General features: G+C 59.2%; 17 protein-coding genes. 2 read left to right on the top strand and 15 right to left on the bottom strand.

Going from position 1 to position 17,128, the window contains the following annotated elements:
- Nucleotides 1-74: 74 nt before the first annotated feature.
- The 9 genes from AC4IC4_RS15970 to AC4IC4_RS16010 form a co-directional block, all read right to left on the bottom strand.
- Nucleotides 75-614, bottom strand: coding sequence for a YfaZ family outer membrane protein (locus tag AC4IC4_RS15970; RefSeq protein ID WP_028016260.1), 540 nt, complete (start codon nt 612-614; stop codon nt 75-77).
- A 124-nt stretch (nt 615-738) separates the two neighbouring features.
- Nucleotides 739-2,100, bottom strand: coding sequence for an o-succinylbenzoate--CoA ligase (gene menE / locus AC4IC4_RS15975; RefSeq protein ID WP_491471498.1), 1,362 nt, complete (start codon nt 2,098-2,100; stop codon nt 739-741).
- Nucleotides 2,097-3,062 (bottom strand): o-succinylbenzoate synthase, encoded by a 966-nt coding sequence (gene menC / locus AC4IC4_RS15980; protein WP_491471499.1) that lies wholly within the window; start codon nt 3,060-3,062, stop codon nt 2,097-2,099. The genes menE and menC overlap by 4 nt, the downstream gene beginning before the upstream one ends.
- Nucleotides 3,062-3,919: a 1,4-dihydroxy-2-naphthoyl-CoA synthase gene (gene menB / locus AC4IC4_RS15985; RefSeq protein ID WP_014832749.1), complete on the bottom strand. Its 858-nt coding sequence runs from the start codon at nt 3,917-3,919 to the stop codon at nt 3,062-3,064. Before menB ends, menC begins: the two co-directional genes overlap by 1 nt.
- A complete protein-coding gene (menH, locus tag AC4IC4_RS15990) occupies nt 3,916-4,692 on the bottom strand; it encodes a 2-succinyl-6-hydroxy-2,4-cyclohexadiene-1-carboxylate synthase (RefSeq protein WP_491471500.1) in 777 nt (258 codons plus the stop codon). Before menH ends, menB begins: the two co-directional genes overlap by 4 nt.
- A complete protein-coding gene (gene menD, locus AC4IC4_RS15995) occupies nt 4,689-6,359 on the bottom strand; it encodes a 2-succinyl-5-enolpyruvyl-6-hydroxy-3-cyclohexene-1-carboxylic-acid synthase (RefSeq protein WP_491471501.1) in 1,671 nt (556 codons plus the stop codon). The genes menH and menD overlap by 4 nt, the downstream gene beginning before the upstream one ends.
- 88 nt (nt 6,360-6,447) lie before the next feature.
- Complete coding sequence (gene menF, locus AC4IC4_RS16000; protein WP_491471502.1) at nt 6,448-7,743, bottom strand: isochorismate synthase MenF; 1,296 nt, start codon at nt 7,741-7,743, stop codon at nt 6,448-6,450.
- Nucleotides 7,744-7,828: 85 nt separating this feature from the next.
- A complete protein-coding gene (elaB, locus tag AC4IC4_RS16005; RefSeq protein ID WP_008500219.1) occupies nt 7,829-8,134 on the bottom strand; it encodes a stress response protein ElaB in 306 nt (101 codons plus the stop codon).
- A gap of 53 nt (nt 8,135-8,187) precedes the next feature.
- Entirely contained in the window at nt 8,188-8,649 is a 462-nt protein-coding gene (locus AC4IC4_RS16010) for a GNAT family N-acetyltransferase (protein ID WP_032646607.1), read from the bottom strand.
- Between the two features lie 71 nt (nt 8,650-8,720).
- Here AC4IC4_RS16010 and rbn point away from each other — a divergent pair, with 71 nt between their 5' ends.
- A complete protein-coding gene (gene rbn / locus AC4IC4_RS16015) occupies nt 8,721-9,638 on the top strand; it encodes a ribonuclease BN (RefSeq protein ID WP_491471503.1) in 918 nt (305 codons plus the stop codon).
- 64 nt (nt 9,639-9,702) lie between these two features.
- Nucleotides 9,703-10,707: a chemotaxis protein gene (locus AC4IC4_RS16020; protein ID WP_491471504.1), complete on the top strand. Its 1,005-nt coding sequence runs from the start codon at nt 9,703-9,705 to the stop codon at nt 10,705-10,707.
- 99 nt (nt 10,708-10,806) lie between these two features.
- Here the strand turns inward: AC4IC4_RS16020 and nuoN are convergent, their stop codons facing one another.
- The 6 genes from nuoN to nuoI all read right to left on the bottom strand — a co-directional run bounded on the left by nuoN (nt 10,807) and on the right by nuoI (nt 17,121).
- Nucleotides 10,807-12,264 (bottom strand): NADH-quinone oxidoreductase subunit NuoN, encoded by a 1,458-nt coding sequence (nuoN, locus tag AC4IC4_RS16025; RefSeq protein ID WP_024908971.1) that lies wholly within the window; start codon nt 12,262-12,264, stop codon nt 10,807-10,809.
- 6 nt (nt 12,265-12,270) lie between these two features.
- The gene (gene nuoM, locus AC4IC4_RS16030) at nt 12,271-13,800 is read right to left on the bottom strand and encodes an NADH-quinone oxidoreductase subunit M (RefSeq protein WP_024908970.1); all 1,530 of its coding nucleotides are present in this window, start codon (nt 13,798-13,800) and stop codon (nt 12,271-12,273) included.
- Nucleotides 13,801-13,876: 76 nt separating this feature from the next.
- A complete protein-coding gene (gene nuoL / locus AC4IC4_RS16035) occupies nt 13,877-15,718 on the bottom strand; it encodes an NADH-quinone oxidoreductase subunit L (RefSeq protein ID WP_491471505.1) in 1,842 nt (613 codons plus the stop codon).
- A complete protein-coding gene (gene nuoK, locus AC4IC4_RS16040; protein WP_003861496.1) occupies nt 15,715-16,017 on the bottom strand; it encodes an NADH-quinone oxidoreductase subunit NuoK in 303 nt (100 codons plus the stop codon). The genes nuoL and nuoK overlap by 4 nt, the downstream gene beginning before the upstream one ends.
- Nucleotides 16,014-16,568 carry an NADH-quinone oxidoreductase subunit J gene (nuoJ, locus tag AC4IC4_RS16045; protein ID WP_008500212.1) on the bottom strand — a complete coding sequence of 185 codons (555 nt, stop codon included), beginning with the start codon at nt 16,566-16,568 and terminating at the stop codon, nt 16,014-16,016. The genes nuoK and nuoJ overlap by 4 nt, the downstream gene beginning before the upstream one ends.
- Nucleotides 16,569-16,578: 10 nt before the next feature.
- Nucleotides 16,579-17,121, bottom strand: coding sequence for an NADH-quinone oxidoreductase subunit NuoI (nuoI, locus tag AC4IC4_RS16050; protein ID WP_003861491.1), 543 nt, complete (start codon nt 17,119-17,121; stop codon nt 16,579-16,581).
- Nucleotides 17,122-17,128: the final 7 nt, after the last annotated feature.

Consider the following 17,128-nt stretch of genomic DNA (forward strand, 5'->3'; position numbering starts at 1 on the left):
GGTCAAAACACTATAGCGCAAACGCGGGGTGGAGAAGAGAGAAACTGGCGCGACAGAACGCCGCGCCGGTGTGATTAGAAGCCTGCGCTAACGCCCACGTACGGGCCGTCTGCCAGCGCATTGTCACGGTTGCCGTCTTTACCGGCCAGGTTCAGATAGCGATAGCCAGCTTCGATGGTAATCGGACGCATGATGGTCCAGCGCGCACCGGCGTTGGCCTCTTCATAGCTTTCGATACCGCTCGAGAGGGAGTCCGGCGAATAGTAGTACTCACCAAACAGGCCGAAGCTGTCGCCAATTTTCCACTGCAGGCCGCCACCCACTGCCGCCGCGTACCCTTCATCACCGTCATTTGGGTTGGTATAGATGCCTTTACCGCCGACGGTCGCCAGGAACGGGCCAAGAGGAATGTTGAGACCCAGGCCGAGGCTGGCCGCGTCGCCGTCGTCATCGTTATGCGTCCAGCCGCCGGTCATCGCCAGACCGGATGTCTCGGTACCCATGCCAAAGCCCAGGTGGGTATAATCCTGACCCGCCGAGCCGTTAATGCTAATGGCGTTCGCCGCCGCCGATACAACCATCAGGCCGAAGCCCAGTAATGCCACTTTTTTCATTGTCGTGATCCCGCACAATTATTATAAAGAAGTCCCAAAACCGCGAGATTTTAACCGGAGTCTCCCGGGGATCAAGCACTCTGCGTGCGGCCGGTCAGTAGATTGTAACTATTTGAAACGGCTATTATCCCTTCAGCGATGCGTTCACCCACTGCTGCAGTGCGCGGCGTGAGACTTTGATGCCGCCATTTTTGAGTTCAGTCGGTAACACCAGCCAGCGGACGGGTTGCTCAAAACGCGCCACCTTATCCCTGACCCAGTCGGGTAAGCAGGTGATATCCGTTCCCGGCTCGCACTCCACCACCGCCACCGGACGTTGCCCGAATTCAGCGTCGTCCAGCGGGACGACAAACACCTGGTTAACCTGCGGGTGCGTGGCGATAACGCGCTCCAGCGATTCCGGCTGGATCCCTTCTCCGCCGCTAAAAAAGAGGTTGTCCATGCGGCCCAGGATCGTCAGGCGGCCGTCATGCCATTCACCGCGATCGCGTGTAGCGAACCAACCCTGCGCGTTAGTCAGCGGAATCAGTTCGCCGTCTCGCCAGTAGCCTGAGGCCATGCTCTGCGCCCGGATCCAGACTTCACCGTTAACCACCTGCACCTCTCTGCCCGGCAGCGCACAGCCCACGTCCGGCTCGCCGTCCGCCTCTTTCGCACAGACGGTAGAGGCAAACTCGGTCAGACCGTAGCCGCAGAAGGTGCGTATATCCTGCTCTCGCGCCTGTTCGGTCAATTCAACAGGGATGGCCGCCCCGCCCAGCAGCACCGCTTTCAGTGCGATAGGCTGGTGTGCATTCAGCAAGCGCCAGAGCTGGGTCGGCACCAGCGAGGCGTGGGTGCAGCCGCGCAACGCCTGCTCAAGAGGCTGTTTCTCGCGCACGGTTAACCGCGCGCCGGCCTGCAGCCAGCGCCATAAAATTCCCTGGCCGGAAACGTGAAACAGCGGTAGCGAAAGCAGCCAGTCGTCGTCTTTACCGTAGGGCATCAGCGACAAAACACCGCGCGCGCTGGCGAGATGCGCCCCGCACGTATGCACCGCCGCTTTCGGTAGCCCGGTGGAGCCGGAGGTCAGCGTCATGGAGGCCAGCCGCGCCGGTTGCCACGCAGCGCAATACGCATCGGCTGTCTCGTGCATGCGCAGGGCAGGAAGAGCGTCGTAGCTGCCGTCCAGCACCAGCGCAAAGCACAGCGTCATCTGCGGAAGCAGCACGTCCAGCAGCGGGCGCGGAAGCTGCGGATTAGCGGGAAGAATACGCGCCCCGCACTGTAGGAGCGCCAGCCACGCCAGCAGGGTTTGCGGATGATTATGGGCCAGCAGCAGCACGCCGTTGCCCTCCTCCACGCCCTGCCGGTGAAACTCTGCCGCAAGCCGGTCGACGCGGGTGCACAGCTGCTGCCAGCTGAGCACCTCATCGTTCAGCCTGAGGGCCGGTTTATCGGCAAACTGCGCGCGCCAGTGTCGCCACGGCCAGTCGGTAAAACTCATCGCAACGGCTCCAGCGCCTCGACGTCGAGGCACGGCAGCGCGCTGTCCGGCCACGGGCGGATAAGCTGAGCCTGCATCAGGTTCAGCGTGTCGAGGCCAGGAACCGTACCCGGCGTTAGCCAGGCGGCAATGCGCGCCAGCTGGGTCAGCCCAAGGCTGGACTCAATCGACGAGCTGATGACCGCCGTCAGCCCTGAGGCGTGCGCTGCTGCGACCTGCTCGCGCACCTTCGCCAGACTGCCGGTCAGCGTCGGTTTAATCACCACCGCGCTGACGCCGGGCTCGGCGACAAATTCAAAATCGTCCTCGCGCAGACTTTCATCCCAGGCGATGGCAATCCCGGTTTCGCGGGCAAACGCGCGTGAATCGTCGCGGGTTTTGCACGGTTCTTCGAGGAAGGCAATGCGGCTGCGGTAGGCCGGGTTGACGTACTTTGCAAACTGCTGCGCCTTGAGCGGCGTCCAGGCGCGGTTGGCGTCCAGACGCAGATGCAGGTCGGGGATCGCCTCCAGCAGCAGGTTGGCGACTATGCCGTCGCGCACCGCTTCATAGAGACCGACTTTAATTTTCGCCACCATCTCGCCCGGCATGGCGGAGAGCAGCGCGAACAGCTCGTCAGGATCGCCCGTACAGAGCGGCGCCGCGCGGTAATTCCCCGCTTCCGGCAGGCTGCCGTCCAGCTCCGCCAGCGCGCAGCTGATACCAAAGGCCGCGGAAGGCACCTCCGGCAGCACCGGATCCGCTCCCTCGCGCCACGCGTCCGCCCACGCCAGCAAGGCCGTCTGCGCGTCATCCAGCGACTCCTGGCTAAAGCCCGGCAGAGGCGCAATCTCGCCCCAGCCTTCCCGCTCGCCCTGCTGCAGATGCACGAAGAAGCCGTCACGGGTTTTTAACCGCCTTTCACGCAGCACCACGCCCGCGTCCATCGGTATCTGCCAGCGGTAAACCTGCGCGCGACGCATTACGGATTCCGTTTGTATTTGCTGAAGTCCGGCTGGCGTTTTTCGTTAAACGCGTTGCGCCCTTCCTGACCCTCTTCGGTCATGTAGAACAGCATAGTGGCGTTACCCGCCAGCTCCTGCAGACCCGCCTGACCGTCGCAGTCGGCATTGAGCGCGGCCTTCAGGCAGCGCAGCGCCATCGGGCTGTTTTGCAGCATTTCACGGCACCAGCGAACGGTTTCTTTTTCGAGATCGGCAATCGGTACCACGGTATTCACCAGGCCCATATCCAGCGCTTCCTGCGCATTGTACTGACGGCACAGGAACCAGATTTCGCGGGCTTTTTTCTGCCCGACGATGCGCGCCATGTAGGAGGCACCCCAGCCGCCGTCGAAGGATCCTACTTTCGGGCCGGTCTGGCCGAAGATGGCGTTCTCGGCGGCAATGGTCAGGTCACACATCATGTGCAGGACGTGGCCGCCGCCGATAGAGTAGCCCGCCACCATCGCCACCACCGGTTTTGGACAGGTGCGGATCTGACGCTGGAAATCGAGGACGTTCAGGTGATGCGTACCCGCGTCGTCCTGGTATCCGCCGTAGTCACCGCGCACTTTCTGATCGCCGCCGGAGCAGAACGCTTTCTCGCCTTCGCCGGTCAGGACAATCACGCCGATGTTGTCGTCGTAGCGCGCATCCGCCAGGGCCTGAATCATCTCTTTCACGGTCAGCGGGCGGAAGGCGTTACGCACCTGTGGACGGTTGATGGTGATTTTGGCAATGCCGTCGGTGGATTTGTGGTAACGAATGTCGGTGTAGCCTTCGGAGCAGTCCTGCCATTCAACCGGGGCGTAAAGCATGTTTTCATCAGGGTAGATCATAGAGTGTCCTTTATTCGAAGACGCAGTATCTGAGCCAGACTTGCCGCAACCGCATCGGGGTTTTCCCGGTGGGCGTTGTGTCCGGCGTTGGGAATTGCATGGCGAACAACGTTCAGCTCCGCGGCAAGGGCCGCGAACTTCTCGTCACGTTCGCCATAGAGATAATCAAAAGAGAAATCGCGCGCGCTCAGGGCAGCACGCAGGTCGGGCTGCACGGCCAGCGAGGTCGACTCAAGCATCATCGCCAGCATCGCGCCGTCGTTCTGGCTGCGCAGGGTAATCAGCGCCTCGCGCTGGGCGTCAGTGAGGGAGGCGAACACGGGCTGTTGATACCAGTCAGCGAACACCTTCTCCAGCGGTTCGCTGCGAAAACGTGCTGCCCAGCGGCGGTCGGATACCAGCCGCGCCTGTCGCGCATCGGCATCCTGCAGGCCCGGATGTCCTCCCTCCACTATTGCGCCCTGCAGCCCCTTTGGCTGCTGGCAGGCATGGAACATTGCAATGCGGCCGCCGAGGGAGTACCCGATGAGCCAGAAATTCAGTATGTTGTAACTAATAAGGGTTTGGGTGAGTAGCCTGCTCATCTCGTCAAAGCCCGCGACGCCCAGATTCCGGGATCCGCCGTGCCCCGGCAGATCCAGATACAGCCGGGGGTAGTCACGGAGTCGCTCACCAACAACCTGCCACTCGCGGCAATCGCCGGAAAAACCGTGCAAAAAGACCAGCCAGGGATAGCCTGCTTTTCCGTCATGCTGCACGCCCGAGAGGATCACAGCTGGCTCACCTGCGCCAGCAGGCTTTGCAGGGCCTGCGCACCGTCAGCCTCGTTTACCACCAGCTCAATCAGCGTCGCACCCGGCTGCTTCCAGGCGCTGCTTAACGCCGCGTCCAGCTGTTCCCAGCTTTCCGGGCGATGGTATTTCAGGCTAAACATCGCCGCGGCGTGTTCGAACTGCACGTTCTGCGGCATCAGATAGAAGCGCTCGCGCTCGCTCTGCGGCGTAGGCAGCAGGGAGAAAATCTGCCCACCGTTGTTGTTGACCACAATTAGCACAAACGGGGCTGACGCCTGACGCAGCAGCGCCAGCGCGTTGAGATCGTAGAGCGCGGAGAGATCGCCCACTATCGCCAGCGTTGATTTCGCGCTGGCGCGCTGCACGCCCGCCGCCGTGGAGATCAGCCCGTCGATACCGCTGGCGCCACGGTTGCTGTACACCGGGTAGCCCGCGGGCAGCTTCGAAAAAGCGTCAATCAGGCGAACCACCAGGCTGTTGCCGACAAACAGCTGCCCCTGTTCAGGCAGGCACTGGCGAATACGGTGCGCCAGTCCGGCCTCGCTAAACGCTTCACAGTGCGCTTTGGTCAGTTCCCACGCCTGGCGCGAAAGGTCCGGGATGGCCACCGCCCAGGGCTTGCGTTTTTCAGCCGGATGAAGCGTCAGCCAGGCGTCGATACTACTGACCAGACGACGACCGCGATGGTGCGCCGGGTCAAGCCGCCCTTCCAGCGCGTCCACCAGCCAGTACTCTTCCGGCGTGCAGGTGGCCTGCCACTGCAGTAAGCGTTTGCCGGTCAAACTCGATCCAAGCTGAACCACAATCTGCGCCTGCGCCAGCTCGGTGACCGCTTTGGCATTACCCAGCCAGAGGTCGGCGCACGGCAGCGGCTGACCGGTCTGGGAAAGCACGTCGCCTATCAGCGGCCAGCCCAGGGTTTGCGCCCATTCGGCGACCAGCTTGCCTTCGGCGGCGCTCATGCGCCCGGCGATCACCACGCCGCGCTTCTGCCGCCAGAAGAACCAGTCGCGCTGCTTCGCGCTCTCAAGGTGCGTCTGCTCGCGAAGCCACGGTTTTTCACTCTCCCACCAGTCGCCAAGGGATTGCTGCCAGTCAAGACCCGTATCGTCCAGCTCACCGTACAGCGGCTCGGCAAACGGGCAGTTAATATGCAGCGCCCCGCTGCGCAACGTCTCCAGAGCGTGATCGACGGTCGAGACCAGCCAGCTTGCCGGAATATCCTGGGTGGGACGGGGCAGCGAAATCGTCTGCGAAGGGTGCGAAGAAAAGAGTCCCGGCTGACGGATGGCCTGATTGGCGCCGCAGTCGATAAGCTCAGGGGGGCGATCGGCCGTCAGTAAGATCAGTTTTTCACCGGTTAACCCGGCTTCAATCAGAGCCGGATAGAGGTTCGCCACGGCGGTACCGGAAGTGACGATCACCGCCACGGGCTCTTTGCTGACCTTCGCCAGACCCAGCGCGAGATGCCCGAGACCACGCTCATCAAAGTGGGTGTGGTGAATCAACGCCCGGTTTTCGGCGGCCGCCAGCGTCAGCGGCGTTGAGCGAGAACCCGGTGCAATACACACGTGCCTGACGCCATGGCGCGTCAGGGCTTCAAGGATCACCGCCGCCCAGCGTCGGTTAAAAGAACTTACTGACATGAGATTGTCCGGTATCAAGAATGCGACACAGTATAAATAATAGAAAAAATTGGAATTTTGATATGAATCGGGATTGCGCGAATCAGTATTAATCCCTAAGGAGCAGAGAGCGCAATCCGGCCGCTTTGTTTTCGATCTCCTGCCACTCCTGTTCCGGGTCAGACCCGCTGACAATGCCGGCACCGGCATAGAGCCGCAGGGAGTCATCCTGGACGCGAGCGGAGCGCAACGCCACGCAAAATTCACTCTGGTCAGGCGATAAATACCCGGCAGAACCTGCGTACCATTCGCGGTTAAAAGGCTCAACCTTCTGAATAAACTCGCGCGCAGGCTGTCGGGGCAATCCGGCAACGGCCGCTGTCGGCTGTAGCATATGCAGACACTGCTCATCATCGGCCTGTTTGAGCTCGGTCCAGATACAGCGGCGCAAATGCTGCACTTTACGCAGGCGCACCACCTGAGGGGGCAGTACCTCAAGCGTCTGCGTGTAGTGCTGAAGACGCTGGCAGATATCTTCCACGACCAGCATATTTTCGCGCTGGTTTTTATCGTCGTTAAGCAACCACTCGCCGAGACGCTGCGCCTGGCCATCATCGGTATGGCTGGCAACGGTGCCCGCCAGCGCTTCCGTGCGCAGCAGCGTGCCCCGCCGCCGCCAGAGACGCTCGGGCGTCGAGCCAAGAAACGCGTTGCTGGCGTCGAATACCATGCAGAAATGGTAGCAGTGTAAATTCAGGGCGCGGCTGGCCGCCATCAGCGCGACAGGGTTAACGCGCTGTGTAAGCTGAATATCGGTTGCCCGGGCGAGAACCACTTTTTCAAAATCACCGCGCGCGATGGTCTCCGTCGCCATGCGGATAAGCGTCAGCCATTCGGCCTGCTGCGGCTGATGGGTTTCGTGCTCAACCTGAACGGACAGTGGACGGATAGATCTCGCAGGACGGAGCTGCTGTAAAAAATCCCGCGCGGCGTGGGCATCTTCCTGAAGTGAATAATCGCTCCACAGCTGCAGGCGCAGCGTGGCGGTGCCGGCGGTACGTCGCCAGAGCAGCCGCGGTAAAAAGAGGCTGCCCTGCTCCGGAGTAAAGGCGTTCAGGCCGCAGATACGGGTATCACCTGCTGCGTTTTGCTCGCGCAAAAACTGCGAGGCTAACGCCAGAGAGGAAAAAGGGATAACCGCTCCCAGCGCAGCCAGCTCTTCATCGCCGTTACGCTGCTGCCAGTAAAACTGCGGATAACACTGCTGCTCGCCCAGCCAGGCGAGGGGATCAAAGGCGTCGTTTAACGGGAAAGAGACGTCGAAATGACGTATGCCGGGTGCCGCGGGTAACGCTTGCGAAAGCTGGGTACGCAATTGCTCCAGCGCGAGGAAAATCGAATTCACGCGAACCTCTCCCTGTTAAAGCCTCGTATTATACGGGGTACCATACGAAATATCAGTACCCACGTATAGGGAGTGGTTAAACGGCTTAACGACGGGCTAACAGCAGCCCCAGCACCAGGCCTACGGCAGCACCTACTCCAATGCCCTGCCACGGTTTTTCATGCACGTAATCATCGGCACGGTACACCGCTTTTTTGGCGCGGTAGTAGTAAGTATCTGACGCATGGCTGACGCGGTTTTTCACTTCATGCAGCGCCTGCTCGGCGCGGGCTTTTAGCTCAATATATTTCTGATCGGCAGGGTCGCCCGAGGAACGTAACACCTCTTCCAGCGTTTCGCTCAGTAAGGCCAGGTCGTCGTCGATACGGGTATCCCAGGATTGAAATGACATATTTTTCTCCATGTTAGTACACCAGTCCGCTAACTATAGCCAACGACTCGTCATTACGCCTGCTTCGCTTCCCGCGCCATGCCGATGTGGGGAATGCCGTCTTCATCGTACACCTCGGTGACGGGCACGAAACCAAAGTGGTCGTAGAAGGACTGCAGGTGCGCCTGCGCACCCAGGTATAACGCTTTGTCCGGCCACTGTTTCTGGCACGCCTCCAGCGTTTTTTCCATCAGCTGATAGCCGAGTTTTTCACCACGCGCTTTGCCGCTGATGATGACGCGGCCAATGACAACAGGCTCAAAATCGTCTTCGCTTTTCAGAATCCTCGCATACGCCACCAGCTCGTTATCCCGCCAGCCGAGGATATGGCGGTTCTCGCCGACGAGGTCATCGCCGTCGATGTCCTGATACGGGCAGGTCTGTTCAACCACAAACACTTCGCAGCGCAGCTTCAGCAGGGCGTAAAGTGAATGAACGGTGAGGTCACTATGGTGTAAATCTTGCCACTGGATCATGTCAGTCTCCTTCCTGGGGTTCATCACGTTATACTAAACCCCTCCCCGTTCGGCAAAGGGCTGATTGCGTTATGGAACTGATTTTTCTGGGTACGTCCGCTGGCGTGCCAACCCGCTCACGGAACGTGACGGCGATCCTGCTGGATCTTAAACACCCCACCCGCGGCGGGCTGTGGCTGTTTGACTGTGGTGAAGGGACGCAGCATCAGCTGTTACACACCGCTTATCACCCCGGCAAGCTGGATAAAATTTTTATCACCCATCTGCATGGCGACCATCTGTTTGGCCTTCCCGGACTGCTGTGCAGCCGCTCGATGGCCGGTAACGCCAACCCGCTGACGATTTACGGGCCTGCGGGTATTCGTGAATTTATTGAAACCACGCTGCGCCTGAGCGGGTCATGGACCGATTATCCGCTGGAGGTCGTTGAGATTACCAAAGGCCTGGTATTCGATGACGGGGATTATCGGGTTACTGCTCAACCACTTAATCATCCAGTGGAATGCTATGGCTACCGTATTGAAGCGCATGACAAACCCGGCGCGCTGGATGCCGCCGCGCTGATGGCCGACGGCGTAAAACCCGGACCGCTGTTCCAGCGTCTGAAGCACGGAGAGACCGTCACGCTGGAGGACGGACGCGTCATCAACGGCCAGGATTATCTCGCCGCCCCACAGCCCGGCAAAAAGCTGGCGATTTTTGGCGATACGGCCCCGTGCCCGGCGGCGCTCACGCTGGCCCAGGGCGTGGACGTGATGGTGCATGAAGCGACGCTTGAAATGGCGATGGAAGAGAAAGCCAATAGCCGGGGACACAGCTCCACGCGTCAGGCGGCGCAGCTTGCCCGTGACTCGGGCGTCGGGAGGCTCATCGTCACCCACGTCAGCTCCCGCTACGACGCGCGGGGATGCGCAAGCCTGCTGGCAGAGTGCCGCACGCTGTTTCCGGAATGTGAGCTGGCCGAAGATTTCGCTCAGGTCAGCGTTTAGTCCTTCATTTTTCCCTCAGGATGCCGATAACGATTAAAAGGTCAGCATTTCTCTCGAGGGTAGAATGGATAATTTCCAGAAAGATATTGATGACAGGGCGAATCTGACCCTGTCGAACCGTTTTGAACTGTTGCTGTTCCGTCTTGGCACCTCTCTGAACGAAAATAAATCTGAGCTGTTTGGCATTAACGTCTTTAAGCTACGTGAAATTGTGCCGATGCCGGAGTTCACGAAACCCGCCGGGATGAAGTCACCGCTGATGGGAATGGTGAATATTCGCGATCAGGTGATCCCGGTGATTGACCTGGCCGCCGTGGCGGGCTGTAAGCCCACCACCGGGCTGAACATTCTGCTGATCACCGAATATGCGCGCAGCGTGCAGGCGTTTGCCGTGGAATCGGTTGAGAACATCATGCGTCTGGACTGGAAGCAGGTGCACGCGGCGGAAACCGCCGTCAGCGGCCGCTACATCACCAGTATCGCGTGTCTTGACGAGAAGACCGATACCAACGATCTGGCGATGGTGCTGGACGTTGAGCAGATCCTGTATGACATCACCCCGGCCAATCACGATCTGCACGCCACGAACCTGAAGACCACCAAATTCCATATCAAGCCAGGCGCTGTCGCCATCGTCGCGGAAGACTCCAAAGTGGCGCGCTCGATGCTGGAGAAAGGTCTGCAGGCAATGGAGATCCCGGCCCAGCTGCATATCACCGGCAAAGAAGCGTGGGAGAAAATTGGCATACTGGCGGCACAGGCCCAGGCTGAAGGGGTTCCCATCACCGATAAGATCGCGCTGGTGCTGACCGACCTCGAAATGCCAGAAATGGACGGCTTTACGCTGACGCGCAAAATCAAAACCGACCCGGTACTGAAAGATATTCCGGTGGTGATCCACTCTTCCCTTTCCGGCAACGCTAACGAAGACCATATTCGTAAGGTGAAGGCGGACGGGTATGTGGCGAAGTTTGAGCTGAACGAACTGTCGTCAGTGATTGAGGAAGTGCTGGACCGCTCGATGAAGAAGATTGACGGGCCGTTAATTAGCCGCAAACAGCTGGCTTAGTCGGGTGGCGCTTCGCTTACCCGACCTACAAAACCCGTAGGCCCTGCAAGCGTAGCGCCGCTGGGCAATAAAAAACCCGCCGAGGCGGGTTTTTTGTTTTTACATTAATGGCATTGCTCGCTGCACGATATCAATCAGCGGCTGCGGATAGATACCGAAGATCAGCACCAACAGCGCGGAGATAAGCACTACGATACCACCGGCGCTGTACTGCCAGTTGGTTGGGGCATCGCGGTTGAGCTGCTGAGGTGCGCTCAGGTACAGGCTCACGGCCACGCGCAGGTAGTAGTAGAGACCAATCGCGGAGCCGATCACCACGCCCGCAGTCAGCCACCACAGGTGCGCCTGCACACCGACGGCCAGCACGTAGAACTTACCGATAAAGCCGAGCGTCATCGGAATACCCGCCAGAGAGAGCATCATCACCGTCATCACCGCAGACAGGATCGGACGGTGCCAGAACAGACCACGGTAGGAGAACAGTGAATCGGCATCCGGACCACGGTATGGGCTGGACATCAGGCTCACCACGCCGAAGGCGCCGAGGCTGCTGAACAGGTAGCCGGCCAGATACACGCCCACGGCTTCCATCGACATCTCACCGCTCTGCAGCGCAATCAGCGCCACCATCAGGTAGCCCAGATGAGAGATAGACGAGTAGCCCAGCAGACGCTTGATGTTGGTCTGGCTCAGCGCCATCAGGTTACCGAAGATGATGGAGACGAACGCGATAATGCCCAGCACCACGCGAACCGCTTCGCTGTCACCCACCGGTGCGTACAGGAAAAGACGCATGACCACACCGAAGATAGCAATTTTGCTCGCCGTCGCCAGGAAGGTCGACACCGGAGCCGGAGCGCCCTGGTAGACGTCTGGCGTCCACAGGTGGAACGGCACCAGAGAGAGTTTAAAGCCGAGGCCAACGATCATCATGCCCAGACCCGCCAGCAGCAGCGGCTCATGAAGCATGCCGTCACCGAGGCTCTTGCCGAGCGCCATGAAGGAGAGGTTACCGGACTGTGCGTACACCAGCGCAATACCAAACAGCAGGAACGAGGACGCCGCCGCAGACAGGATGGTGTACTTGATGCTTGCTTCCAGGGAGCGCTTCTGGCGGAAGGCGTAACCAATCAGACCGAACAGCGGCAGAGAGATCAGCTCAATGCCGAGGAACAGCGCGGCCAGGTGGTTCGCATTCGCCAGCAGAATGCCGCCCAGCGCCGCAATCAGAACCAGCAGGTAAAACTCTTCTTTGTTGTCGTTGTAGCCTTCGAGCCACGGGTACGCAAAGGTGCAGGTTGCCAGGCTCGCCAGCAGCACCAGACCGGTATACAGCATGGCGTAACCGTCAACGCGCATCAGCGGAGTGACGTCCATCGCCCCACCCTGGCCAACAAACCAGAGAGAGACTAACGCGGCGTTCAGGCCGATGACCGACAGCGTGGCATTCAGGAAGTGATTGCGTCGCCACGCAATGGAGAGCATCACAACCACCACCGTCAATCCGACGATCAGCAGCGGTAGCAGCGCGATCAGTTGTTGTGGAGTTATTGTCATGGCGAATTACGGCCTTGTAGTAGAAACAGAATTAACAAACCACTGCTGGATATTGCCCATCGCGCTGTGCGAGGTATCCAGAATCGGCTGCGGGAAGAAGCCCAGCAGCACCAGCAGTACGACCAGCAGCAGGATGATGAACAGCTCACGCAGCGACATCCCCGGCAGTTCTTGTGCAGCAATTTCGCTCTTCGCTTTACCGAAGTACGCGCGGTGCAGCATCGCCAGCGAGTACACGGAAGCGAACACCAGACCAAAGGTGGAGATCACGGTAATCACCGGTACCACTTTGAAGCTGCCGAACAGAATCATAAATTCGCCGACGAAGTTACCGGTACCCGGCATCCCCAGAGTCGCCACCGCGAAGAACATGGAGAGCGCTGGCAGCCACTTAATTTTGCTCCACAGGCCGCCCATCATCCGCATGTCGCGGGTATGCAGACGTTCATACAGCTGACCACACAGGATGAAGAGGCCGGCTGCGGACAGACCGTGCGCAATCATCTGGATCACCGCGCCCTGGTACGCCAGCTGGCTGCCGGTGTAGATAGCAATCAGCACGAAGCCCATGTGGGAAACGGAGGTGTAGGCAATCAGACGCTTGATGTCGTACTGCGTGAAGGCCATCCAGGCACCGTAGAAGATACCGATCACACCCAGCCACATGGCAATCGGTGCGAATTCTGCGGAGGCGTTCGGGAACAGCGGCAGAGCGAAACGCAACAGACCGTAGGCCGCCGTTTTCAGCAAGATGCCCGCCAGGTCAACGGAACCCGCCGTTGGTGCCTGAGAGTGCGCGTCTGGCAGCCAGCCGTGCAACGGAACCACCGGCATTTTCACCGCGAAGGCGATGAAGAAGCCCAGCATCAGCAGGTATTCAACGCCGTGGGACATTGGCGTCTTCAGCAGTTCTTCGTAGTTGAAGGTCCAGGTTCCGGTCGCGTTGTGGTGAACAAACACCAGCGCCAGAATGGCAATCAACATCACCAGACCACTCGCCTGGGTATAGATGAAGAACTTGGTTGCCGCCGTGATACGCGTTTTACCGTCGGACGCCTTATGTCCCCACAGCGCGATCAGGAAGTACATCGGCACCAGCATCATCTCCCAGAAGAAGAAGAACAGGAACATGTCGATGGCAAGGAACACGCCGATCACGCCGCCCAGGATCCACATCAGGTTCAGGTGGAAGAAGCCCTGGTATTTTTCGATTTCTCGCCAGGAGCAAAGTACCGCCAGAACGCCGAGCAGACCGGTCAGCACCACCATCAGCAGTGAGAGACCGTCAATCGCCAGGTGGATCGTAATGCCGAAACGTGGGATCCACGGCAGGATGAACTCAGACTGCCACTGCGGAATGCCCGCAGACTGGGTCAGTGAGTAACCGCCCTGCAACCACAGTTGCAGGCCAAGCGCGAGCGTCAATCCCATGGTGATCAGCGCGATCCAGCGCGGCATCTTCACGCCAAAGCGTTCAGTCTGCCAGCACAGGAAGCCGCCGATGAAGGGAATTAATATTAGCCAGGGTAGTAACATGGCGATTTACATTCCTTTTTAAGGCCCCCAGCAGGGGCCTGATTTTCAACGAATTCGAATAAAATTCACTTAACGATCAACGCAACACCATCAGCAGCGCCAGCACGACAACCGCACCGATGCTCATGGACGCCACATACCAGCGCAGGTAACCGTTCTCGCTGTATAGCAGGCCTTTACCTGCAAAGCGGGAGAGGATCGCCGGGATATTCATCAGGCTGTTCAGTGGGTCGCGCTTCACCAGCCACGCAATGCCCAGGAACGGCTTAACGAAGATCATGTCGTACAGCCAGTCGAAGCCCCACGCGTTGTACCACCAGGTGCCCAGCAGACGGCCTGGCGCACTGTTGGCAACGGCAGTCACCAGCGTACGTTTGCCCAGCCACAGCCATGCCGCGATCAGGATGCCCGCGATAGCAACCACACCGGAGGTGATTTCAAGCGTCATAACGCGACCGTGCTCAAGCTCGGTGGTGTCTGGCAGTACGCCCTGCAGCGGCGGCACAATCATCGCGCCAACGAAGGTGGACAGTACCAGCAGCACAATCAGCGGCAGGTGGTGGGTAATCCCCTTCCCTGCGTGAGCGTGAATTTGTTCTTTACCGTGGAATACGATGAAAATCATACGGAAGGTATACAGCGAGGTCATGAACGCACCGACCAGACCCGCAACCATCAGATTGATATGACCATTCGCCATGGCACCCGCAAGGATTTCGTCCTTACTGAAGAAGCCCGCGGTGATCAGCGGCAGTGCCGCCAGCGCCGCGCCGCCCACCAGGAAGCAGACATAAACCAGCGGAATGGACTTACGCAGTCCGCCCATCTTGAAGATGTTCTGCTCGTGATGGCAGGCCAGAATCACCGAACCGGATGAGAGGAACAGCAGCGCTTTAAAGAACGCGTGCGTCATCAGGTGGAAAATGGCCGCGTCCCACGCCTGAACGCCCAGCGCCAGGAACATGTAACCAATCTGGCTCATGGTGGAGTACGCGAGAACGCGTTTGATGTCGGTCTGCACCAGCGCGGCAAAGCCTGCCAGCACCAGCGTGACCGCACCGACGATACCCACCAGATGCAGAATTTCCGGGGTCATCAGGAACAGGCCATGGGTACGCGCAATCAGGTAGACACCGGCGGTGACCATGGTCGCAGCGTGGATCAGCGCGGAGACAGGGGTTGGACCTGCCATCGCGTCGGCCAGCCATGTCTGCAGCGGCAGCTGCGCGGATTTACCCACAGCACCACCCAGCAGCATCAGCGTTGCCCACCACAGCATGTTATTGCCTGCGGCGAAGTGCGCTGGCGCCAGTTCCACCATTTCGCGGAAGTTCAGCGTGCCCAGTTCGTTGTAAAGAATGAACAGCGCGAAAGCGAGGAAGACGTCACCCACGCGGGTCACGATGAACGCTTTCATGGCCGCTGCGCCATTCTTCGGATCGGTATAGTAGAAACCGATCAGCAGGTAAGAACACAGACCCACGCCTTCCCAGCCCAGATACATCAGCAGCAGGTTATCGGCCAGGACCAGAACCACCATGCTGGCGATAAACAGGTTGGTGTAGGCGAAGAAGCGGGAGTACCCCTCTTCACCGCGCATATACCAGGAGGCGAACATGTGGATCAGGAAGCCAACGCCGGTAACCACGGAAAGCATGGTCAGCGAGAGGCCGTCCAGCACCAGGTTGAAACCGATGTTGAAATCACCGACCGACATCCACGTCCACAGCGGCACGCTGAAAGGCTGACGCCCGTTGTTAAAGAAGTCGATACCCGCATACGCTGTCACCAGCGCGGCCAGGCCAACAGAGCCCATGCCGACGGTTGCAGACAGATTCTCAGACCAGCGGCCGCGAGAAAACGCCAGCAGCACGAAGCCAATCAGCGGAAAAATAATGGTTAAGGCAAGCATGTTCATCCACGCAACTCACTTACTGAATCGATGTTCAGATTCTGGCGGCGACGATGGAGCTGCAGCAACAGCGCCAGGCCAATACTCGCTTCGGCAGCCGCGAGGCTGATGGCGAGAATGTACATCACCTGACCATCGGTCTGGCCCCAGTAGCTTCCGGCGACCACGAAGGCCAGCGCGGAGGCGTTAATCATGATTTCCAGCCCGATCAGCATAAACAGCAGATTGCGGCGGATAACCAGACCGGTCAGACCCAGAACGAATAAAATCGCAGCGAGGATCAGTCCATGTGTTAAGGGGATCATGCGCGCTCCTCCGTTTTTCTTTTCGCGCGGTCGTCAGTGCGGTTGCTCAGCACCTCGCCAGCACGCTCTTCGCGGCCAACGTGGAAAGCCACAACCAGACCTGCCAGCAGCAGCATTGAGGCCAGTTCCACTGCCAGAACGTATGGGCCAAAGAGCGTGATACCCACCTCTTTCGCGCCAATCGGCGTGCCGTCGATGCCCTGATCGTTAACACCCAGAATGGCGTAAACGATCACCACCAGCATGATGGCCGACAAAATTGCCGGGCCGATCCACACCTGCGGTTTTAACCACTGACGTTCCTGCTCAATTTCAGAGCCGCCCAGGTTCAGCATCATCACCACGAACACGAACAGCACCATGATGGCCCCGGCGTAGACGATGATTTCCAGCGCACCGGCGAAGTGCGCGCCCAGTGCGAAGAACACCCCGGAAATGGCCAGCAGCGAGATGATTAAGTACAGCAGCGCATGCACCGGATTGGTGTGCGTGATCACTCGCAGCGTAGCCAGGATGGCGATAAGGCCACAGATATAAAAAGCGAATTCCATTGCCCTCTCCTTACGGTAACAGGCTCTTGACGTCGATAGGCTTAGCTTCGTTCTCTGCTTCGCCCTTATCTTTGCCGTCGATTGCCATACCCGCCATCCGGTAGAAGTTATATTCCGGGTATTTGCCCGGACCGGAAATCAGCAGATCCTCTTTCTCGTACACCAGGTCCTGACGCTTGTACTCACCCAGCTCGAAGTCTGGAGTCAGCTGAATCGCCGTGGTTGGGCACGCTTCTTCACACAGACCGCAGAAGATGCAGCGTGAGAAGTTGATGCGGAAGAACTCAGGGTACCAGCGACCGTCTACCGTCTCGGCTTTCTGCAGAGAGATACAGCCGACCGGGCACGCTACCGCACACAGGTTACAGGCAACGCAGCGCTCGGAACCGTCCGGGTCGCGCGTCAGCACGATACGGCCACGGTAGCGCGGCGGAAGATATACCGGCTCTTCCGGGTACATCCGGGTTTCGCGTTTGGCAAACGCGTGCAGGCCGATCATCCAGATACTGCGTACCTGGGTACCGAAGCCTACCAGTAATTCTTTTAAGGTCATGGTCTAT

The sequence above is a fragment of the Enterobacter sp. Taxon_2 genome, assembly GCF_058355295.1.